The organism is Pigmentiphaga sp. NML030171 (assembly GCF_002188635.1).
GTDB classification, from domain to species: Bacteria; Pseudomonadota; Gammaproteobacteria; order Burkholderiales; family Burkholderiaceae_B; genus Pigmentiphaga; species Pigmentiphaga daeguensis.
Window position 1 is genome coordinate 38,231 of sequence record NZ_NINX01000034.1, and the last position, 20,911, is coordinate 59,141.

At 67.8% G+C, this 20,911-nt stretch carries 16 protein-coding genes; 13 read left to right on the forward strand and 3 right to left on the reverse strand.

The window, feature by feature from the left end; genetic code table 11:
* The first annotated feature begins 307 nt into the window (after positions 1-307).
* The 9 genes from scpB to CDO46_RS14315 all read left to right on the forward strand — a co-directional run bounded on the left by scpB (position 308) and on the right by CDO46_RS14315 (position 13,670).
* A complete protein-coding gene (gene scpB / locus CDO46_RS14275) occupies positions 308-1,339 on the forward strand; it encodes an SMC-Scp complex subunit ScpB (protein WP_087839154.1) in 1,032 nt (343 codons plus the stop codon).
* Positions 1,336-3,093: a 23S rRNA pseudouridine(2605) synthase RluB gene (gene rluB, locus CDO46_RS14280; RefSeq protein WP_254914607.1), complete on the forward strand. Its 1,758-nt coding sequence runs from the start codon at positions 1,336-1,338 to the stop codon at positions 3,091-3,093. The genes scpB and rluB overlap by 4 nt, the downstream gene beginning before the upstream one ends.
* Before the next feature lie 459 nt (positions 3,094-3,552).
* Positions 3,553-4,062, forward strand: a complete 510-nt coding sequence (rimP, locus tag CDO46_RS14285) for a ribosome maturation factor RimP (protein WP_087839155.1) — start codon at positions 3,553-3,555, stop codon at positions 4,060-4,062.
* Positions 4,059-5,537, forward strand: coding sequence for a transcription termination factor NusA (nusA, locus tag CDO46_RS14290; RefSeq protein ID WP_087839156.1), 1,479 nt, complete (start codon positions 4,059-4,061; stop codon positions 5,535-5,537). Before rimP ends, nusA begins: the two co-directional genes overlap by 4 nt.
* A 44-nt stretch (positions 5,538-5,581) precedes the next feature.
* On the forward strand, positions 5,582-8,500 hold the full coding sequence (infB, locus tag CDO46_RS14295; RefSeq protein WP_087839157.1) for a translation initiation factor IF-2: 2,919 nt from the start codon (positions 5,582-5,584) through the stop codon (positions 8,498-8,500).
* A gap of 18 nt (positions 8,501-8,518) precedes the next feature.
* Entirely contained in the window at positions 8,519-8,983 is a 465-nt protein-coding gene (gene rbfA / locus CDO46_RS14300; protein WP_087839158.1) for a 30S ribosome-binding factor RbfA, read from the forward strand.
* Between the two features lie 33 nt (positions 8,984-9,016).
* The gene (truB, locus tag CDO46_RS14305; protein ID WP_087839159.1) at positions 9,017-9,955 is read left to right on the forward strand and encodes a tRNA pseudouridine(55) synthase TruB; all 939 of its coding nucleotides are present in this window, start codon (positions 9,017-9,019) and stop codon (positions 9,953-9,955) included.
* Positions 9,952-11,772 carry a translational GTPase TypA gene (gene typA, locus CDO46_RS14310; RefSeq protein WP_087839160.1) on the forward strand — a complete coding sequence of 607 codons (1,821 nt, stop codon included), beginning with the start codon at positions 9,952-9,954 and terminating at the stop codon, positions 11,770-11,772. Before truB ends, typA begins: the two co-directional genes overlap by 4 nt.
* Before the next feature lie 197 nt (positions 11,773-11,969).
* Complete coding sequence (locus tag CDO46_RS14315) at positions 11,970-13,670, forward strand: methyl-accepting chemotaxis protein (RefSeq protein WP_087839161.1); 1,701 nt, start codon at positions 11,970-11,972, stop codon at positions 13,668-13,670.
* A 33-nt stretch (positions 13,671-13,703) separates the two neighbouring features.
* Here the strand turns inward: CDO46_RS14315 and CDO46_RS14320 are convergent, their stop codons facing one another.
* From CDO46_RS14320 to CDO46_RS14330, 3 genes are all read right to left on the reverse strand, one after another.
* A complete protein-coding gene (locus CDO46_RS14320) occupies positions 13,704-14,195 on the reverse strand; it encodes a GNAT family N-acetyltransferase (RefSeq protein ID WP_087839162.1) in 492 nt (163 codons plus the stop codon).
* Positions 14,196-14,272: 77 nt separating this feature from the next.
* The gene (locus tag CDO46_RS14325; RefSeq protein WP_087839163.1) at positions 14,273-15,754 is read right to left on the reverse strand and encodes an NAD-dependent succinate-semialdehyde dehydrogenase; all 1,482 of its coding nucleotides are present in this window, start codon (positions 15,752-15,754) and stop codon (positions 14,273-14,275) included.
* A gap of 69 nt (positions 15,755-15,823) precedes the next feature.
* Entirely contained in the window at positions 15,824-16,408 is a 585-nt protein-coding gene (locus tag CDO46_RS14330) for a DUF2242 domain-containing protein (RefSeq protein ID WP_087839164.1), read from the reverse strand.
* A 237-nt stretch (positions 16,409-16,645) separates the two neighbouring features.
* On the opposite strand from CDO46_RS14330, the gene CDO46_RS14335 reads away from it, so the two are divergent.
* From CDO46_RS14335 to CDO46_RS14350, 4 genes are all read left to right on the forward strand, one after another.
* Complete coding sequence (locus CDO46_RS14335) at positions 16,646-17,839, forward strand: urate hydroxylase PuuD (RefSeq protein WP_087839165.1); 1,194 nt, start codon at positions 16,646-16,648, stop codon at positions 17,837-17,839.
* A 144-nt stretch (positions 17,840-17,983) separates the two neighbouring features.
* The gene (locus CDO46_RS14340) at positions 17,984-18,667 is read left to right on the forward strand and encodes a GntR family transcriptional regulator (RefSeq protein ID WP_087839166.1); all 684 of its coding nucleotides are present in this window, start codon (positions 17,984-17,986) and stop codon (positions 18,665-18,667) included.
* A 251-nt stretch (positions 18,668-18,918) separates the two neighbouring features.
* Positions 18,919-19,854, forward strand: coding sequence for a fumarylacetoacetate hydrolase family protein (locus CDO46_RS14345; RefSeq protein ID WP_087839167.1), 936 nt, complete (start codon positions 18,919-18,921; stop codon positions 19,852-19,854).
* Positions 19,855-19,905: 51 nt separating this feature from the next.
* On the forward strand, positions 19,906-20,910 hold the full coding sequence (locus tag CDO46_RS14350) for an ABC transporter substrate-binding protein (protein WP_087839168.1): 1,005 nt from the start codon (positions 19,906-19,908) through the stop codon (positions 20,908-20,910).
* Position 20,911 lies beyond the last annotated feature (1 nt).

A 20,911-nucleotide genomic window follows, 5' to 3' on the forward strand; every position in this document is an offset into this window, starting at 1 on the left:
ATGGGTTGGGGCCCGTCGACCGCGCGGGACCGGTTTGCCCGGAGGCTTGTGACAAGCGCGTGCAGACGCTACACTAAGAACCGCTGCAGGGGCTTGCGCCCGCGCCGACAAGGCGCGGCCGGTCTTGCCGGTGGTCACGAACCCGGCTCCCAAAACGCTCCCGCATCATCACAGGCCGGTTCAGCATAACGTAGAACTCCGCCAGCTCGCCTGAAGGTCGGTCGAGCCGGTCGTCCAGGCCACATGCTCTAAGAATCAGAACCCGTATTGGGAACCATACGGATTACGCCCGTTTGATCACACGCTCATGAACACCAGCGAGGCAAGGCTCGTGCTGGAGACTGCGCTCTTGTGCGCGCAGGAACCGTTGCAATTGTCGGAACTGCGCAAGCTGTTCGCCGACGAGGTCGGCAACGACACGATACGCGGCCTGTTGCAGGACATTCACCAGTCATGGGCCGAGCGAGGCATCGAGCTCGTGGCGCTGGCCAGCGGCTGGCGGTTCCAGAGCCGGCCCTCTATGCGGCCCTATCTCGAACGGCTCAATCCCGAGCGGCCGCCGAAGTATTCGCGGGCCGTCATGGAAACGCTGGCGATCGTGGCCTACAGGCAACCGGTCACGCGCGGCGACATCGAGGAAATCCGCGGCGTGACCGTGTCCTCGCAGGTCATCAAGACCCTCGAGGACCGCGGCTGGATCGAGGTGATCGGCCATCGCGACGCGCCCGGCCGTCCGGCGCTGTTCGGCACGACGCGACATTTCCTGGACGACCTGGGGCTGAAGGCGCTGGACGAGCTGCCGCCTCTGGAGTCCGCCGAATCCGTGGCCGCGTTGAGCGGGCTGGACGGATCCGGAGACCTGTCCCTGGCGGTGGACGGGGCCGAGCAGGACATCCCGGGCGAGGCCTCGGCGGCTGCCAATGATGACGCGGCCGCGGAGGTCGCCGGAGCCGGCGAAACGCGCGAGGCCGCCGTTGAAGAAGTGGCCGTCGCCGAGGGCGCGGCCACCGTCGAGGAAGCGGCCGCAGCGGATGAATGGACTGCCGTTGACGAGGTGGTCGCCGCGGAGGATGTGGCCGTCGCCGATGAGGTGACTGTCGCCGATGAAGTAGCCGTCGTCGAAGGCGCCGACTCCGGCGGCGCCGGGGCGGACGAGGCTTCTGCCCAGGCGGCGCAGGCCCGGGAGCCGGTGGGCGAGGAAATCGCCGCCGGCGATGCGGCGGACGAGTCCGCCAGCCAGCAGGAAACCGAAATGCAAGCGCCCGACGCCGAGCCGGCGCCGAGTGTCGAGGACGAGGAGTCCTCGGTTACGAAGACAAGCAACCAAGACCATACATGAACGAAACCACGCACGATATGCCCCCCGCCGAAAGCGTGGAGGCGTCCGCTCCGTTGGAGGCAGGTGCGCCCACGCAGGAAAAGGCCCGGGGCCGGCGGAATTTGCGTACGCCTTTCCGTCGGCGCCGTCCGGCCGATGAGGCTGCTCCGGAAACGGGGGCCCCGGCCGAGGCGCCTGCCGCCGAAGACGGCCAGGCTACGCTGTTTCCCGCCGAAGCCAAGCCGCCGCGCCGCAAGCCGCGCGAGGCGAAGGGTGCCCAGGATGCCAAGGGCCCCAGGGGCGCCAAGGGTCCGAAGCCGCCGCAGCAGCGGCGCGCGGGCCAGAAGCGCCGCGAGGCGGGTGTCCAGGCCGATGACGGCGCCCAGATGGCGCTGCCCGAACTGAGTCCCGAGGAACTGCGCGCGGCCGAGAAAGAGGCCGAACAGGCGCTGTCCTTCCTCGACAAGGCCCCCGACCTCAAGCGCCGCCTGGGCAAGTACCTGTCCAGCGAGGCCGTCATGCCCAAGCTGCACAAGGTGCTGGCCGATGCCGGCATCGGGTCGCGGCGCGAAATGGAAGAGCTGATCGTGGCCGGCCGGGTGTCGGTCAATGGCGAGCCCGCCCACATCGGGCAGCGCGTGGCGCCCAATGACCAGGTGCGCGTGAACGGCAAGCTGGTGCAGCGGCGCCATACCTCGCGTCCGCCGCGGGTCGTGCTCTACCACAAGCCCGCGGGCGAGATCGTCACCCAGGACGACCCCGAGGGCCGTGCCACGGTGTTCTCGCGGCTGCCCAAGATCAAGAACGGCAAATGGCTGTCGGTCGGCCGGCTGGACCTGAACACCGAGGGCCTGCTGATCTTCACGACCTCCGGCGACCTGGCCAACCGCCTCAGCCATCCCCGCTATGGGCAGGAGCGCGAATATGCGGTGCGCGTGCTGGGCGAGATGACCGACGAGCAGCGCCGGGCGCTGGTCGAGGGCGTGCAACTGGATGACGGCATGGCCGCGTTCGGTTCCCTGGACTACCTGGGCGGCGACGGCAGCAACCGCTGGTACCGCGTCACGCTGCAGGAAGGCCGCAATCGCGAAGTGCGGCGCATGTTCGAGTCGCAGGGCGTGGTGGTGAGCCGCCTGCTGCGTACCCGCTTCGGTGACGTGTCCCTGCCGCGCAACCTGCGCCGCGGACGGTGGGAGGAGCTCGATCCTTCGCTGGTGACGGCGTTGCAGGTCCAGCTGGGCCTGGTCCGCGCGGACGACGAGGAAGGCGGGCGCCGGGGACGGCGCAGCACGCAGCCCGTATCGCACGAGGCCGCGCTGCCCCCGGGGTTCGGTACGCTGGAGCAGAACGGCATGCATGGCGCCCGGGTCGGCCGCAAGGGGCGCATCCAGGGCGGCAAGGCCGCCATGCCGGGAGTGGGGCAGAGTTTCCCCTCCGACCCCTATGGCACGGGCCAGAGTTTCGCGGGTGGCCTGCCCAATGGGCACCCCCACGGTGGTGCCGAGCGCGCCGGTGGACCCGGCGGCCGCAAGCACGGCAAGAAAGGCCCGGCCCGTCCGGGGGCGCGGCCCGACGGCCGCAAGCCCGAGGCCGGGGCGGCGGCCGGCGGCCGCGCCCAGCGCGGCCGGGGCAAGGGCGGCAACGGTCCCAAGGCGGGGAAGGGCGCCGGTCGTGGCGCCGGCGAAGATCGCCAGCCTCGCAGCGCTTCGGCGCACGAGTCCCACCTGGGATTCCTGGGCGGAGCGAACGGACGGGCACGCCGGGGCCGCGGCTAGGCCTCTCCTGTGGCGCGGTGGCCATTGGCTTGAAAAAAAGGCCGATTTGGCTTAACATTTACAGGCTAGACACCGCGTTTAGGGTTCAGTGCGCGAACAGGGCACTTTTCGAGCCGGTCTCCACCTTGCGCGATGGCTGTCCGACGTTTTGCGTGGGCGGCTGGTGTGTTGTAGGGCAGGAGGGTTCTCCGGTTGAAAGGCGGCTTGCGGCATTCGTGCCCGAAGGCTGGTCCCCGGTTGAGTCCTCCGACAACAGAACAGGCGGTCGTTCGGACCTCGCGGCGCGTAAGCGCGCGATCCGGGCGATGTCGCAAAATGGGCTGGGCCGTGCAGCCCATTTTTTTTTGGTTTTCCGGTTCGTGTCCGTCGGATCCCTGGCCAGCGCCGGGCGACGGGCCACGGCCGATACACGGCGGCATGCCAGGCATGCCGTTCACGAACGAGGGCGCATAACGAGGCATGGCAGATCTTTTTCAGCTTACCGAACAATCCCTGGCGGGCCTGGGGGTTGAACTGGTCGACGTGGAACGCGCCGGGCAGGGGCTGCTGCGTGTCACGATAGATCGCGAAGGCGGGGTGCGCATCGAGGACTGCGAGGCGGTCTCCCGGCAGTTGTCGCGCGTCTACGAGGTCGAGAACATCGACTACGCGCGGCTGGAAGTCGGTTCCCCCGGCACCGACCGGCCGCTGCGCACCGCCAGGGACTTCATCCGGTTCGCCGGCGAGCGCGCGCAGGTCAAGCTGCGCCTGCCGTTCGAGGGACGCAAGGTTTTCGCCGGCACGCTGGTCGTTCCGGAAGCCGATCCGGCCGCGCAGGCGGATGGGGCAGACAAGGGCGCCGAACCCGAGACGTTCGGCATCGAATTCGAAGCAAAGGAAGGGGATATCCAGGTATTGCGGTTCACGCTCGACGAGATCGAGCGGGCCAAGCTGGATCCGGTTCTGAATTTCAGGGGCAAAAAGCGATGAGCCGCGAGATTCTGTTGTTGGTGGACGCGCTGGCGCGCGAGAAGAACGTCACGCGCGACGTGGTGTTCGGTGCTCTCGAGAGCGCGCTGGCCTCCGCCATGAAGAAGCTCTACAAAGAGGATGTCGACATTCGTGTCGCGATCGACCGCGAGACGGGCGACCATGAGGCGTTCCGCCGCTGGCTGGTCGTGCCCGACGAGGCCGGCCTGCAGATGCCCGACCAGCAGACGCTGCTGTCGGAAGCGCGCGAGGTCGTGCCCAACATCGAGCTGGACGAATACATCGAAGAGCCGCTCGAGCCCATCGAGTTCGGCCGCATCGGCGCGCAGGCCGCCAAGCAGGTCATCCTGCAGCGGATCCGCGACGCCGAGCGCGAGCAACTGCTGAACGATTTCCTGGAGCGCGGCGAGTCGATCGTGTCCGGCACCATCAAGCGCATGGACAAGGGCGACGCCATCGTCGAGATCGGCAAGGTCGAGGCGCGCCTGCCGCGTTCGGAAATGATCCCCAAGGAAAACCTGCGCGTGGGCGACCGCGTGCGTGCCTACCTGAAGGGCATCGACCGCCAGGCCCGCGGCCAGCAGATCATCCTGTCGCGCGCCACGCCGCTGTTCATCGCCCAGCTGTTCGAGAACGAAGTGCCCGAGATCGAGCAGGGCCTGCTCGAGCTCAAGGGCGCGGCCCGGGATCCCGGCGTGCGCGCCAAGATCGCCGTGGTCGCCCACGACCGCCGCATCGACCCGATCGGCACCTGCGTCGGCATGCGCGGTTCGCGCGTGCAGGCGGTGCGCAACGAGCTGGGCGGTGAGCAGGTCGATATCGTGCTATGGTCCGAGGATCCTGCGCAGTTCGTGATCGGCGCGCTGGCGCCGGCCAACGTCCAGTCCATCGTGGTCGACGAAGACCGCCATGCCATGGACGTGGTGGTCGACGAGGACAACCTGGCGATCGCCATCGGCCGCAGCGGCCAGAACGTACGCCTGGCGTCCGAGCTGACCGGCTGGCAGATCAACATCATGACGCCTGACGAAAGCCAGGCCAAGCAGGAGCAGGAGCACAGCTCCCTGCGCCAAACCTTCATGTCCAAGCTGGACGTCGACCAGGAAGTGGCCGACATCCTGATCGAGGAAGGCTTCACGGGCCTGGAGGAAATCGCCTACGTGCCGATCCAGGAACTGCTGGAAATCGAAGCCTTCGACGAGGACACGATCAACGAACTGCGCAATCGTGCCCGCAACGCCTTGCTGACCGAGGCCATCGCGCAGGAAGAGCGGGTCGAGACCGCGCAGGATCTGCTGAGTCTGGAAGGCGTGACGCCCGAACTGGCCGCCAAGCTGGCGGAGGGGCAGGTGCTCACGCGCGACGACCTGGCGGACCTGTCCGTCGACGAACTGATCGAGTTGACCGGCATCGATGAAGAGCAGGCCAAGCAGCTCATCGTCCGTGCGCGCGCGCACTGGTTCGAGCAGGCTTGAGTTTGCCCATACCGTCGATCAGCCACACCGGGGAAGAGAAACGAATGTCGAGTAACACTGTCGCCCAGTTCGCAACCGAGCTGAAATTGCCCGCCAACGTACTGCTGGAGCAGCTGCGCGCCGCGGGAGTAAGCATCAAGTCGGTCGACGATACCGTCACCGAAAGCGACAAGGCACAACTGCTCGAATCGTTGCGCCGTGCCCATGGTGCGTCCGAAGACCGCAAGAAGATCACGGTCACCCGCAAGCAGACGTCCGAGATCAAGCAGGCCGATGCGACCGGCAAGGCCCGCACGATCCAGGTCGAGGTGCGCAAGAAGCGCGTCTTCATCAAGCGCGACGCGGGCGACGGCGCCGAACTGGAAACCAGCCAGGCGCGCCCCGAGGACGAGGCGCGCGCCAGCCAGGCGGAAGCCGAGGCCCAGGAAGCCGCGCGTCTCGAGCGCGAGCAGCAGGAGGCGCAGGCGCGCGAGCGTGCCGAAGCCGAGGAACGCGAGCGCCGCGAGGCCGAGGCGCGCCTGCGCGAAGTCGAGGAACAGGCCCGCCTGGCCGCCGAGCGCGCGGCCAAGGAAGCCGAGGAAGCCGCGGCCGAAGCCGAGAAAGCCAAGCGTGCCGCCGCCGAGGCAGCCGCTGCCCAATCTACCCACCCTGCCGTGCCCGAGGGAGGGGCTGCAGTGAGCGATGTCGTAGCAAACCAGGCTGCGTCGAGCGCCGAGGCGGCGCGCGTCAAGGCCGAAGAGGCCCGCAAGAAGGCGGAAGAAATGCGCAAGGCCGACGCCAAGGCCGCCGAGGCGCGCGACAAGGCGCGCCGCGCCGCCGAAGCCGAGGCCGCCGCGTTGCGCGAGATGCTGAGCCGTCCGCGCAACAAGGTCCTGCACGCTCCGCAACCGGCGCCCGCGCCGGCTGCCGCCCCGACGGCGCCGATCGCCGGTACGCTGCACAAGCCGGCCGCGAAGGCCGCTGCCGGCCAGGACAACAAGGCAGCCGCCGCGCCGGCCGCCAAGAAGGACGACAACAAGGCCGCGCCGGGCAAGAAGGTCCTGAAGGCCGGGGCCGTCGCCTCGACCTGGTCCGACGATGCCTCGCGCAAGAAGGGCCTGAAGACCCGCGGCGACGCGACCGCCGGCGCGAGCCGCGACGGCTGGCGCGGCGGTGGCCGCGGTGGCCGCAACCGTCACCAGGACCAGAAGGCGCAGCAGGTGGTCGAGAACATCGTGCGCGAAGTGCACGTGCCCGAGACCATTTCGGTGGCCGACCTGGCCCACAAGATGGCGGTCAAGGCGGCCGAGGTCATCAAGGTCCTGATGAAGATGGGCCAGATGGTCACCATCAACCAGGTGCTGGACCAGGAAACGGCGATGATCGTGGTCGAGGAACTCGGCCACACCGCGATCGCGGCCAAGCTGGACGATCCCGAGGCCTTCCTGGACCAGGCGCCGGCCACCGATGCCGTGGAGATGCCGCGTGCGCCGGTGGTGACCGTCATGGGCCACGTCGACCACGGCAAGACCTCGCTGCTGGACTACATCCGCCGCGCCAAGGTCGCCTCGGGCGAAGCGGGCGGGATCACGCAGCACATCGGCGCCTACCACGTGGAAACCGAGCGTGGCGTGGTGACCTTCCTGGATACCCCGGGCCACGAGGCGTTCACCGCCATGCGGGCGCGCGGCGCCCAGGCCACGGACATCGTGATCCTGGTGGTGGCGGCCGATGACGGCGTCATGCCCCAGACCAAGGAAGCGATCCACCATGCCAAGGCGGCGGGCGTGCCCATCGTGGTGGCGATCAACAAGATCGACAAGCCCGAGAGCAACCCCGATCGCGTCAAGCAGGAACTGGTGGCCGAGGAAGTCGTGCCGGAAGAGTACGGCGGCGATTCGCCCTTCGTGCCCGTGTCGGCCAAGACCGGCGCCGGCATCGACGAACTGCTCGAACAGGTGCTGCTGCAGGCCGAAGTCCTGGAACTGAAGGCGCCCGTCGATGCGCCGGCCAAGGGCCTGGTCATCGAAGCCAAGCTGGACAAGGGCCGCGGCCCGGTCGCCACCATCCTGGTCCAGAGCGGCACGCTCAAGCGCGGCGACGCCGTGCTGGCCGGCGCGAGCTTCGGCCGGGTGCGCGCGATGCTGGACGAAGTGGGCAAGCCGATCGCCGAGGCCGGCCCGTCCATTCCCGTCGAGATCCAGGGCCTGACCGAGGTCCCGGCCGCCGGCGACGAATTGATGGTGCTGAGCGACGAGCGCAAGGCGCGCGAGATCGCGCTGTTCCGCCAGGGCAAGTTCCGCGACGTGAAGCTGGCCCGCCAGCAGGCCGCGAAGCTGGAATCGCTGTTCGACAACATGGGCGAGGGCGTGCAGACGCTGGCGCTCATCGTCAAGACCGACGTCCAGGGTTCGCAGGAAGCGCTGGTGCAGGCGCTGACCAAGCTGTCCACCGACGAGGTGCGCGTGCAGGTCGTGCACGCGGCGGTCGGCGGCGTGTCGGAAAGCGACATCAACCTGGCCATCGCCTCGAAGGCGGTCGTCATCGGCTTCAACGTGCGGGCGGATGCCAGCGCCAAGAAGTTGGCCGAGAACAACGGCATCGACGTGCGCTACTACAACATCATCTACGACGCCGTGGATGACGTGAAGTCGGCCATGTCGGGCATGCTGGCCCCCGAGAAGCGCGAGGAGGTCATCGGCCTGGTCGAGATCCGCGAGGTCTACAACGTGTCCCGCATCGGCAACATCGCCGGCTGCATGGTGCTCGATGGCGTGGTCCGCCGCAATTCGCAGGTCCGCCTGCTGCGCAACAACGTGGTCCAGTGGACCGGCGAGGTCGATTCGCTGCGCCGCTTCAAGGACGACGTGCGCGAGGTCAAGTCCGGCTTCGATTGCGGTATCACGCTGCGCAACAACAACGACATCGCGATCGGCGACCAGCTCGAGGTGTTCGAGGTGAAGGAAGTGGCGCGTACCCTGTAAAGGGGCACGTGCAGGCAGATGAGTCGTCACAGGCAGAAGAAGCTCCCCGGCGGCCGCAACCAGCGGCTGGCCGACCAGATCCAGAAGGACCTGGCAGAGATGATCCAGCGCGAGGTCGATACGGCCCGCGCCGGACTGGTCACGCTCACGGGCGTGGACCTGACGCCGGACTACGCCCATGCCAAGGTGTATTTCACCGTCATGGGCGCCGAGCCGGCCGCGGCCGAAACCGCGCTGAACGAAAAGGCGGGCTGGCTGCATTCGCTGTTGTTCAAGCGGCTGCATATCCACACCGTCCCCACGCTGCATTTCTTCCACGACCGCCAGATGTCGCGCGGCATGGAAATGAACCGGCTGATCGCCCAGGCCAACACGCCGGGCGTCAAGGCCGACGAACTGACCGAATCCGGCCAGACCGGCCAGGACGAGCGCGAGGGCATCGCGCCGGCAGAACCGTCCGCTCCTGACGACGACCGCGCGTAAGCCGCGCCGCGTCCTTTTTTTCCGACGATTGCGATGGCTTCCCGACGCGGGCGTGCGCTGGATGGTGTGTTGCTGCTGGACAAACCCGAGGGCTTGTCCAGCAATCATGCCTTGCAGCGCGCGCGCCGCATCCTGGATGCGCGCAAGGCGGGACACACGGGGACGCTGGATCCGTTCGCGACCGGCCTGATGGTGCTGTGCTTCGGCGAAGCGACCAAGTTCTCCGGCGGGATGTTCGATGCCGACAAGAGCTATACCGCGACGCTGGCGCTGGGCGAGGAAACGGACAGCGGCGACCGTACGGGCATGCCGGTCGGTTTTCCCGGACAGGATCCCGCCCTGGCCGTGGACGAGGCGAGGATGCGCGACGTGTTGTCACGCTTCGTCGGCAGGATTTCGCAGGTGCCGCCCATGTATTCGGCGCTCAAGCGCGACGGCAAGCCCTTGTACGAATACGCGCGCGAGGGCGTCGAGCTGGAGCGGGAGCCGAGGCAGGTCACGATCCATGGGTTGCGGCTGCTGTCGCTGTCCGGACGATCGGCGACGATCGACGTCTCGTGCAGCAAGGGCACCTACGTCCGTACGCTGGCGCAGGACGTCGGCCGGGCACTGGGATGCGGCGCGCACCTGACGGCGCTGCGGCGCACGCGTACGGCGGGGTTCGACCTGGCACAGGCCTGGACCCTGGAACGGCTGGAGGCGCTGGCCGATCCGGCCGGCGCGCTGCTGCCGATGGAGTCGCTGCTGGCCGACCTGCCGGTCGTACGGCTGGAGGCGGCGGCGGCCCAGCGCTTCATGCAGGGGCGCAAGGAAAGAATGGCCGCCGGCGAGGCAACCGGCACGGCGGCCGCCGAGACAGAAGCAGGCAAGGTCCGGGTTGCCGGGCCGGACGGTGGATTCCTGGGAACGGCTCGCTGCGAGGACGGCTGGCTGCAGCCCGACAGATTGATTTCATTCAAGGAAACGACATGACACGCGCATTGCGCAACGTGGCGATCATCGCCCACGTGGACCATGGCAAGACGACCCTGGTGGACCAGCTGCTGCGGCAGGCGGGCACCTTCCGCGAGAACGAGCAGGTGGCCGAACGGGTCATGGACTCGAACGACATCGAAAAGGAACGTGGCATCACGATCCTGGCCAAGAACTGTGCGGTCGAATACGAAGGCACGCACATCAACATCGTGGACACCCCGGGGCACGCCGACTTCGGCGGCGAGGTCGAGCGGGTGCTGTCCATGGTGGACGGCGTGCTGCTGCTGGTCGACGCGGTCGAGGGGCCGATGCCCCAGACCCGCTTCGTCACCCGCAAGGCGCTGGCCCTGGGCCTCAAGCCCATCGTCGTTATCAACAAGATCGACCGCCCGGGCGCGCGTCCGGACTGGGTGATCAACCAGACCTTCGACCTGTTCGACAAGCTGGGCGCAAGCGAGGAACAACTCGACTTCCCGGTCGTCTACGCGTCGGGCCTGAACGGCTACGCGGGCCTGACCGAGGACGTGCGCAGCGGCGACATGAAGCCGTTGTTCGACGTGATCCTGGACAAGGTGCCCGTGCGCAACGACGATGCCGACGGTCCGCTGCAACTGCAGATCGTGTCGCTGGACTATTCCAGCTACGTCGGCAAGATCGGCGTGGGCCGCATCACGCGCGGCCGCGTGCGTCCGTTGCAGGACGTGGTGATCAAGTTCGGCCCCGAGGGCAACCCCATCAAGGGCCGGGTCAACCAGGTGCTGAAGTTCCGTGGCCTGGAGCGCGAGATCGTTCCCGAGGCGCAGGCCGGCGACATCGTCCTGATCAACGGTATCGATGAACTGGGCATCGGCTGCACGGTGTGCGCACCGGAGGCGCCCGAGGCCTTGCCCATGATCAAGGTCGACGAGCCGACGCTGACCATGAATTTCTGCGTGAACACGTCACCGCTGGCCGGCCGCGAAGGCAAGTTCGTGACCAGCCGCCAGCTGCGCGACCGCCTGGACCGCGAGCTCAAGTCCAACGTGGCGCTGCGCGTGCGCGAAACCGGCGACGATACCGTGTTCGAGGTGTCGGGCCGTGGCGAACTGCACCTGACCATCCTGCTGGAGAACATGCGCCGCGAGGGCTACGAACTGGCCGTCTCGCGTCCGCGCGTGGTCTTCAAGGAGATCGACGGCGTCAAGTGCGAGCCGTTCGAGCTGCTGACGGTGGATGTCGAGGACGGCCACCAGGGCTCGGTGATGGAAGAACTGGGCCGCCGCAAGGGCGAACTGCTGGACATGGCGTCGGACGGCAAGGGCCGTACCCGCCTGGAATACCGCATTCCCGCACGCGGCCTGATCGGCTTCCAGGGCGAGTTCATGACGCTGACGCGCGGCACCGGCCTGATCAGCCACGTGTTCGACGAATATGCCCCGGTTCGCGACGGCACCCTGGGCGAACGCCACAACGGCGTGCTGATCAGCCAGGAGGACGGCGATGCCGTGGCCTACGCGCTGTGGAAGCTGCAGGACCGCGGCCGCATGTTCGTCTCGCCCGGCGAGGCGCTGTACGAAGGCATGATCATCGGCATCCACAGCCGCGACAACGATCTGGTGGTCAACCCGATCAAGGGCAAGCAGCTCACCAACGTACGCGCCTCGGGCACGGACGAGGCCGTGCGCCTGGTCCCGCCCATCCAGCTGACGCTGGAGTACGCGGTGGAATTCATCGCCGACGACGAACTGGTCGAGATCACGCCCAAGAACATCCGGCTGCGCAAGCTGCACCTGAAGGAGCACGACCGCAAGCGCGCCAGCCGCGAAGCCGCCTGACGGGCGGTCGGCAAGACTTGGGAAAAGGGAGCGAAAGCTCCCTTTTTTCATTTCATGTTTGCCGGCTGGCCCGGTCCCGTGTTCCGCCATACAGATCCCGCCGGGCATGCCGTTAATGGCTTGAGTGAGTTTTCGTCGCCGCGCCGGTGCGCCATGCCCCGGCGGGTCGCGTGCAAGGGGATCGAATGAGCGCGGTAATGCATGATACGAGTGGTTTTTCCGGCGGCGAGACACGTCCCGCCCCGGCGTCCTTGACGGCCAGGTCGTCGCTGAAGGGCCGGCTGGCGGTGCTGGTGGCCCTGGCGGTGGTCCTGCTGCTGGCGGTGCAGGGATGGTCCATCTACAGCGAGCGGCAATTGCTGCTCGAAGCCAAGAAATCGGAGATCCTGGCCGTCGCCCAGGGCGCCTGGGGCGTCGTCAACCACTACCAGGAACTGCAGCAGAAGGGCCAGATGACCCAGCAGCAGGCCCAGGAGGCCGCCAAGGCGGCGTTGCAGGGCTTCCGTTATGGCGGCAGCAACGGCAAGACCGAATACATCTTCGTCACCGACGAGCAGGGCCTCATCGTGATGAACGGGGGCAATCCGGCGCTGGCGGGCTCCAACGCCATCACCCGCTCGGGCGACAAGCGCGATCCGGGCGTGGCCATGCAGGAGCGCCTGGCGGCGATGCGCGAGGGGGGCGGGCAGAGCTACATGCGCATCCTGTTCGCCCGGCCCGGCGAGACGGAGCCCGTGCCCAAGCTGAACATCTACAAGCATTTCCAGCCCTGGAACTGGGTGATCGGCACCGGCGTCTACGTCGACGACCTGGACGAGGCCATCTCGCGCCAGCTCGTCACGGGCATCGGCACGGCGCTCGTACTGGCGGTGGTCCTGCTGCTGGCCAGCGGCCTCATCGCCCGCGGCGTCATCCGCCAGATCGGCGGCGAGCCCCGCGCCGTGCTCGAGATCATGCGCCGCGCCGCCGGCGGCGATCTCAGCCAGAAGCTGCCGGATGCCGAACCGGGCAGCCTGCTGGACGGCTTCGCCAGGATGTCGGAGTCCGTGCGCAACCTGATCTCGCGGGTTCGCGAGGAAGCGGCCACCATGAAGCGCGACGCCCATCGCATCGCCGAGTCGGTGAACCAGGTCTCCACGGCCGCGGTGCAGCAGAGCGACGCGACGTCCTCGATGGCCGCGGCGGTCGAGGAATTGACCGTGTCGGTGGCCCACATTTCGGATGCGGCCAGCCAGACCCAGCACAACTCCGAGGGCGTGGCCGAGAAATGCCGCGACGGCGAGACCCGCGTCATGAGCGCCGCCGAAAGCATGAAGCGCATCGCCAGTGCGGTGGGCGAGGCCTCGCACAAGATCCGGGGCCTGGAGGAAAGGGCGGTGCAGATCAACTCCATCGCCGCTTCCATCAAGGAGATCGCCGGCCAGACCAACCTGCTGGCCCTGAACGCGGCCATCGAGGCCGCCCGGGCCGGCGAGCAGGGCCGAGGCTTCAGCGTGGTGGCGGACGAGGTCCGCAAACTGGCCGAGCGTACGTCGTCGGCCACGGTCGAGATCGAGGAAATGGTCAGCGCGGTCCAGCGCGAGACGGCCGAGTCCACCGTGACGATGGAGCACATCCTGCCCATGGTGGCCGAGGGCACCAGCCTGGCCGACGAAGTGGCCGTGTCGCTGCGCGAGATCAGTTCCAGCGCGGACACCTCGCTCGAGCGCGTGCGCGAAGTGGCGCATGCGACCAAGGAGCAGTCGGCGGCCAGCACCTCGATCGCCCAGCAGGTGGAGAGCATCGCCCAGATGGTCGAGGAAACCACCGCGGCCATGGGCGAGACGGCCCGCTCGGCCGAGGAAATGCGCGAGATGGCCGAGCGGCTGGACCGGATGGTGGGAATGTTCCGGGTCTAGGCCCGGGGGAGGGGGCTCCCCAGGCGGCCCGGCTCAACCGGCCGCCGACCCCAGCCGCGCCAGGGCCTCGCCTGTGACGCGCACGATGCGCCAATCGGGCAGCACCTCGGCGCCCATGGCTTCGTAGAAGTCGATGGCGGGCTGGTTCCAGTCCAGCACGCTCCACTCGAAGCGGCCGCAGCGGCGCTCCACCGCCAGGGCGGCCAGGGCGCGCAGCAGGCGCTTGCCCAGCCCGCGGCCCCGCTGGTCGGGGTGTACGTAGAGATCCTCCAGGTACAGGCCACGGCGGCCGAGGAAGGTGGAGTAGTTGTGGAAGAAGAGGGCATAGCCCACCACTTCGCCTGCCACGTCCGCCACCAGGCATTCGGCCGCCGGATGCGGCCCGAATAAGGCGTCCCGCAGGTCCTCGTCGCGGGCCAGGAACAGGTGGGTCAGGTTCTCGTATTCCGCCAGTCCGCGCATCAGGGCGAGGATGGGCGCGACGTCCTGCGGCCGCGCCGGCCTGACCGAAGCGTGCCCGCTCACTGGACTACCTTCCTGTCGCTGCGCGACATCCTCCCCGAGGGAGGTCGCGCGCCCTTCGGGCGGCCGGGCGGGCACGCTCATATCCCGCCCAGGCACACGTACTTCATCTCGAGGTAGTCGTCGATGCCGTAGACCGAGCCCTCGCGGCCCAGGCCCGACTGCTTGACGCCGCCGAAGGGTGCGACCTCGTTCGAGATCAGGCCGGTGTTGACGCCGACCATGCCGTATTCCAGCGCCTCGGCCACGCGGAAGATGCGGCCGATGTCGCGGCTGTAGAAGTACGAGGCGAGCCCGAACTCCGTGTCGTTGGCCAGGCGGATGACGTCGGCCTCGTCGCGGAAACGGACCACGGGGGCGACCGGCCCGAAGGTTTCCTCGCGCATGCACAGCATGTCCTCGGACACGTCGGCCAGTACCGTGGGTTCGTAGAAGCGGCCGCCCAGCGCATGCCGCTTGCCGCCCGCCAGGATCCGCGCGCCCTTGCCCACGGCGTCCTGCACGTGCTGGTCGACCTTGGCGATGGCGGCCTCGTCGATCAGCGGGCCCTGGGCGACGCCGGCGTCGAAGCCGCTGCCCACCTTCAGGCCGCCGGTGCGCTCGGCCAGCTTCTGGACGAAGGCATCGTAGATGCTGTCGTGTACGTAGAAGCGGTTGGTGCAGACGCAGGTCTGCCCGGCGTTGCGGTACTTGGAAGCGATGGCGCCGTCCACGGCGGCGTCCAGGTCGGCGTCTTCAAAGACGATGAAGGGAGCCAGGCCGCCCAGCTCCAGCGACAGCTTCTTGATGGTGGGTGCGCTTTGCTGCATCAGGATGCGGCCCACCGGCGTGGAGCCGGTGAAGGTGAGCTTGCGCACCACCGGGCTCGCGCACAGCGCCTTGCCGGCGGCGATGGAGCGTTCGCTGTCTGCCGTCACGATGTTCAGCACGCCGGCGGGCAGGCCGGCGCGGTGCGCCAGTTCCGCCAGCGCCAGCGCGGACAGCGGGGTCTGCTCGGCGGGCTTGAGCACCATGGTGCAGCCCGCGGCCAGCGCGGGGCCCGCCTTGCGGGTGATCATGGCCAGCGGGAAATTCCACGGCGTGATGGCCGCGCACACGCCTATGGGCTCGCGCAGCACCAGCATGCGCGTGCCGGCGGCCACGGGCGCCAGCGTATCGCCGGCGATGCGCTTGCCTTGTTCGGCGAACCACTCGACGAACGAGGCGGCATAGGCGACCTCGCCCTTGGCCTCGGCCAGGGGCTTGCCCTGTTCCAGCGTCATCAGCGCGGCCAGGTCGTCGGCATGCGCCAGGATCAGCTCGAACCAGCGCCGCAGGATGGCGGCCCGGTCCTTCGCCGTGCGCGCCCGCCAGGGGCCGAACGCCGCCTGGGCCGCGGCGATGGCTTCCTCGGTCTGCGAGGCGTCCAGGTCGGCGACGCGGGCCAGCGTCCCGCCGTCGGCCGGATTGTCGACCGCGAAGGTGGCGCCATCCCGGGCATCCACCCATGCGCCGCCTATGTAGGCCTGGTTTCTGAAAAGACGGGAATCCGCCAGTTGGGGCGGGGCGACAGGGCGATCCATGGACTCGTCTCCGGGCGTGGGGCTCCGTTCTGGAGCATCCCGTCCATTCTAGCGGATGGCTGCCCGCCGCTAGGGCGACTTGGGGGCCGGCGCAGCGGCGTCGCCCTGCGGCGTCGGCGAGGCGGACGGCATGTACTGTTCCAGCAACGCGAAGAAACGGCTGTAGAAATCATCCGAGGCGATGGTCTCGCTGCCGGTCTTGACCATGGAGTCGTCCGACGAGGTGAAGGGCATGGACACCGAGCCCAGCAGCCCGACGCCGACGCTGGCCGAGTTGTTGGTCTTCTTCAGCGCGAAGGTCGATTCGACCGCGTTGACGAAGGCGATCGACCGGGTGGTTCCGGCATGGTCGGGTTCGCAGACCAGGCGGAAGGTGATCTCCTTGTAGTTGTCGCCGCTCTGGAACTGTTTGTGCCCCTCGATCGAGCGCGCGCCGGCGTCGGCCAGCGTGTAGCCCTGGCTGAGCAGCGAACGCTTGCCGGCCTCGCACACCATTTCGGGCGCCTTCGGATAGGCGCGCGAGTAGGTGTCGGTGCGGGCGAATTCGTTGCGGGTATAGGCCAGCGGATCGCTCGGGTGGGAACAGCCCGCGGCCATGGCGCCGGCCGTGGCCGCGCATACGGCGAACAGCCGAAGGCGGGGAACGAACATCATCGCGTACCTCCTGTACAAACCCGGCGCGCGTAGCTCGCAAGTTCCGTTCCCAGGAGCGGCGGGGTGCCGGCGGACGATATTGACAAGCCGCGGGGCGTCGGGTGAAGATGCAAACCGTCACAAGCGGGGGCCGCCAGGCCCCCGTTGATTGTAAGGTCGCCGCGGCGCTTCGCATCTGGCGCGACCCGTCCTGCTCACAGCGCCCGCAGTGGTGAGCATTGCTCTGGCAGGAAGGGCATGGAAGCCTACATCCTTGATTGGGCCAATCTGCTGCTGCGTTGGCTGCACATCATCACGGGCATCGCCTGGATCGGATCCTCGTTCTACTTCGTCTGGCTCGACAACAGCCTGATGAAGCCGCAAGACCCGGAACTGATCGACAAGGGCGTCTCCGGCGAACTCTGGGCCGTGCACGGCGGCGGGTTCTACAACCCGCAGAAGTATCTCGTCGCCCCCAAGCGCCTACCCGAACACCTGCACTGGTTCTACTGGGAAAGCTATTCCACCTGGATGTCGGGCTTCGCGCTGCTGGTGGCGCTATACCTGTTCAACGCCCAGACCTACCTGATCGACCGCAACGTGTTCGACTGGGGGCCGGTGGCGGCGGTGGTGGCGGTGCTGTGCTTCCTGGTGGTGGGCTGGCTGGTGTACGACATCATCTGCCGTGTCGCGGGCACCGACGAGCGCGCGGACCGCAAGGTCGGCATCGCGGTGGCGCTGTTCGTGGCGGCGGCGGCCTGGCTGGCCTGCCACCTGTTCGCGGGGCGCGCCGCCTTCCTGATCGTGGGGGCCATGATCGCCACCATCATGAGCGCCAACGTGCTCATGGTGATCATCCCGGGGCAGCGCAAGGTCGTGGCCGCCATGCGCGCGGGCGAGCCGGTCGATCCCATCCACGGCAAGCTGGGCAAGCAGCGCAGCGTCCACAACACCTACTTCACGCTGCCGGTGCTGTTCGCCATGCTGTCGAACCACTACAGCATGGTCTATTCCGCCCCCCACAACTGGCTGGTGCTGATCGCCCTGATGCTGGCGGGCGCCCTGATCCGACAGTTCTTCGTGCTGCGCCACAAGGGCGTCACCAACCCCTGGTATCCGGCGGCGGGCATCGCGCTGCTGCTGGGGGTGGCCGTGGCGATCGCGCCGCCCGGCCTGGACAAGGCCGCCGCACCGTCGGCGCCGCTGGGCGCCCAGGACATCGGGCAGGTCCGGCAGGTGGTGGCGCAGCGGTGCGTGGTGTGCCACAACGCCCAGCTCGCGAACAAGGGCATACAGCTGCAAACCCCCGAGCTGCTGAAATCGCATGCGCAGGTGGTCTACCAGCAGGCCGTGGTGCAGAAGACCATGCCGCTGAACAACGCCACCGGCATGACCGACGACGAGCGGGCCCTGCTGGCGCGCTGGTTCCAGGATGGGGCGCCGGTACACTGACGTGGCCGGGGGAATCGGGAAGGGGAAGAAGGGGGCTGCGGCGCAGCCCCTTTTCTATTTTGGCGTCGGTGCTAAAATTGTATGCGGTAGATTGTTTTTGTAGACAATTTTCGAATCGCAACCGCCCTCGCACAAGGTTCCCAGATGACGGACAAAGGACCCGGCAAGACGCTCTCGCAGACCGTGGCGGATCAACTGGCCGAGGAAATCGTGCGCGGCCGCTTCCAGCCCGGCGAACGCCTGGACGAACAATCCATCGCCACCCGCTTCAATGTCTCGCGCAGCCCGGTCCGGGATGCGCTGCGCCAGCTGGCATCGACCCGCCTGGTCGAGTATCTGCCGCGGCGCGGATTTTCCGTCGCGGTCATGGCCGAGTCCGACCTGGATGGGCTGTTCGAGGCCTCGGGCGAGGTCGAGGCGCTGTGCGCCAAGCTGTGTGCGTTGCGGGCCGCCCCCAGCGACCGCAAGCGGATCGAATTCATCCACCAGCAGGCGACCGACGCGGTGGCGCGCGGGGATTCCCAGGCCTATGCCGCCCTGAACGAGGAGTTCCATGCGCTCATCTATGCGGGCGCGCGCAACAAGACCTTGCAGGAAATCGCGCTGGGGCTGCGCCAGCGGCTGGCGCCTTTCCGCGCGCAAGGTTTTTTCGTGGCCGAGAACCGGCTGCAGCATTCCCACGTCGAGCACGAGGCCCTGGTCAAGGCCTTGCTGGAGCACGACGGCGAGGCGGCCGCCCAGGCCATGCACAGCCATGCGGCGAATTCCGCCATGAACGTCCTGCAGCATTTCGGCCGCGAGCGCCATCCATCGGCCTCCGCCGCCTGAACCTTCCCTCCGGCCGTTCGTCCTGAACGCCACTCCTTCATTCCCGCGCCTGGCGGGCCGGCTCCGTACCGGAGTTGGCCTCGTCCTGCCGCCGCCTCCCATTTCCTTCCTCTTGCCTGGCATCGTTTCTTCGCGTTTCCCCCTATGCATATTTTCTTGACCAATTTGCGTGCTGGAAAATAATATTGCACACAATTTATGGAAAGTGAATGCAAAGCCGTACCGGATGTCATCAACAGAGGAGTTGTCGAATGTCCTGGATTGCCCTTGCCACTTACCGCCGGTCCGACCGGCTGGCCCCCGCCTTGGTCCTGGACCAGCGCCTGTACGACCTGGACGCGGCCCTGGCGGCAGGATTGCCGGCCTTGCCCGAGGCCTGCCGCGGCGGCATCGCCCGCATGCTGGAAGCCTGGCCGCAGACCGCCCCATGGCTGCGCGAGGCAGGTCCGGCGGCCGAACGCCTGGCTGCCTCGGGCGCCATCCGGCCGGTGCCCGCCGGTGAACGCACGGTCGCCGCTCCCTACGTGCCGCAGCGCATCTTCTGCGCCGCCTCCAACTACGCGGCCCATGCCAACGAGATGGGCACCGTCCTGGCTGCCAAATCCCAAAGCAAGCCCTACATGTTCCTGAAGCTGTCGAACACCGTGGTGGGCGATGGCGACGTGGTCCAGCTTCCGCCGGAAACGGCCATGCTGGACTGGGAAGTGGAACTGGCGGCCGTCATCGGCACGCGGTGCCGGCGCGTGTCGGCCGAGCGGGCGCTGGACCACGTCGCCTGCTACACCATCCTGAACGACGTGTCGGCACGCGACCTGAACGTGCGGTCCGACTACCCCTTCAAGCACGACTGGTTCCAGGGCAAATGCCACGATACGTTCGCGCCGCTGGGGCCCTGGCTGGTGCCGTCCTGGCAGATTCCCGATCCCCAGGCCGTGCAGCTCAGGCTGGACGTCAATGGCGAGCCGATGCAGCAGGACAGCACCGCCAACATGATCTGGACGGTGCGCGAGCAGATCGCCTACCTGTCCACCATCGTCACGCTGGAACCGGGCGACGTCGTCGCCACCGGCACGCCCACCGGCGTGGGCATGGGACGGGGCATCTACCTGAAGGCCGGCGACACCATGGTCGCCACCGTTGACGGCATCGGCCGTCTGTCCAACCAGGTGCAAGCCGAGAAGGTCTGAGCGCGCCGGGTAGTCGTGGTCATTCGCTGTACGTCGTATGGAGAAGAAGACATGCAACCCTGCAAGCAAGGTTTTGCGGCGTGGGGCCGGGCACTGGGCCTGGCGGCGCTGATCGGTTGGGCCGGAGCGGCGCACGCCCAGGAGAAGGTCGCATACAACATGGCCTGGCTGCCCCAGGGCAGCTCCGTGGGCGTGATCGTCGCGCAGGAACTCGGGTATTTCAAGGAAGCGGGCCTGGACGTCAACATCCAGCGCGGCTACGGCGGCAACCGTACCGCGAACGAACTGGACCAGGGGCAGTACGAGTTCGGCTACGTCGATCCGATCAGCCTGGTCCTGAACCGGTCCAACGGCGGCAAGATCCGCATGGTGGGCGCGCTCAACACGCGCTGGCCGGCCGGCATCTGCTTCGATACCCGGCGGCACAAGCCCAAGTCGCCTGCCGACATGAAGGGGCTGACGCTGGGGGGCGGCTCGGCCTCGCCGGTCCACAACGTGGTGCCGGCGTGGCTGGAACTCAACGGCCAGCCACGCGACGGCATCCGGCTGCTGCGCATGGACCCGGCCGTCGTGGACGCCTCGCTGATCGAGGGACGCATCGATCTGGCCGAATGCTGGCGCGCGAGCAACCGCGCGGTCACGCAGAAGCAGGCCGATGCGGCGGGCGTGCCGCTGGGCTGGGTCGAATACAGCGATTTCGGCCTGGATGCCTACGGCAGCGGCTTCGCCGCCAGCGAGGACACCATCCGCAAGCGGCCCGACATGGTGCGCAAGTTCCTGAAGGCTTCCTATCGCGGCTATGCATACGCATTCGCCAATCCCGAGCGGGCGGCCGACCTCATGGTCAAGATGTTCCCCGTCACCGACCGGAGCGTGGCGCTGGCCCAGATCCGCGACATGGCGGACCTGCTGGTCGACCCGCAGGCCAAGGACCAGGGCTTGGGCTATCTGCGCGACGACCGCATGCGCTCGACGGTGCAGTTCGTCGACAAGGCCTTCGGCCTGAACGGCAAGGTCAAGCCGCAGGACACCTATACCAACGATCTGCTGAAGTAGG

Excerpts from the sequence above, each read along its gene's own strand:
- scpB (WP_087839154.1), top strand. The coding sequence starts at position 308 with ATGAACACCAGCGAGGCAAGGCTCGTGCTGGAGACTGCGCTCTTGTGC.
- rluB (WP_254914607.1), top strand. The coding sequence starts at position 1,336 with ATGAACGAAACCACGCACGATATGCCCCCCGCCGAAAGCGTGGAGGCG.
- rimP (WP_087839155.1), top strand. The coding sequence starts at position 3,553 with ATGGCAGATCTTTTTCAGCTTACCGAACAATCCCTGGCGGGCCTGGGG.
- nusA (WP_087839156.1), top strand. The coding sequence starts at position 4,059 with ATGAGCCGCGAGATTCTGTTGTTGGTGGACGCGCTGGCGCGCGAGAAG.
- infB (WP_087839157.1), top strand. The coding sequence starts at position 5,582 with ATGTCGAGTAACACTGTCGCCCAGTTCGCAACCGAGCTGAAATTGCCC.
- rbfA (WP_087839158.1), top strand. The coding sequence starts at position 8,519 with ATGAGTCGTCACAGGCAGAAGAAGCTCCCCGGCGGCCGCAACCAGCGG.
- truB (WP_087839159.1), top strand. The coding sequence starts at position 9,017 with ATGGCTTCCCGACGCGGGCGTGCGCTGGATGGTGTGTTGCTGCTGGAC.
- typA (WP_087839160.1), top strand. The coding sequence starts at position 9,952 with ATGACACGCGCATTGCGCAACGTGGCGATCATCGCCCACGTGGACCAT.
- CDO46_RS14315 (WP_087839161.1), top strand. The coding sequence starts at position 11,970 with ATGCATGATACGAGTGGTTTTTCCGGCGGCGAGACACGTCCCGCCCCG.
- CDO46_RS14325 (WP_087839163.1), bottom strand. The coding sequence starts at position 15,754 with ATGGATCGCCCTGTCGCCCCGCCCCAACTGGCGGATTCCCGTCTTTTC.
- CDO46_RS14330 (WP_087839164.1), bottom strand. The coding sequence starts at position 16,408 with ATGATGTTCGTTCCCCGCCTTCGGCTGTTCGCCGTATGCGCGGCCACG.
- CDO46_RS14335 (WP_087839165.1), top strand. The coding sequence starts at position 16,646 with ATGGAAGCCTACATCCTTGATTGGGCCAATCTGCTGCTGCGTTGGCTG.
- CDO46_RS14340 (WP_087839166.1), top strand. The coding sequence starts at position 17,984 with ATGACGGACAAAGGACCCGGCAAGACGCTCTCGCAGACCGTGGCGGAT.
- CDO46_RS14345 (WP_087839167.1), top strand. The coding sequence starts at position 18,919 with ATGTCCTGGATTGCCCTTGCCACTTACCGCCGGTCCGACCGGCTGGCC.
- CDO46_RS14350 (WP_087839168.1), top strand. The coding sequence starts at position 19,906 with ATGCAACCCTGCAAGCAAGGTTTTGCGGCGTGGGGCCGGGCACTGGGC.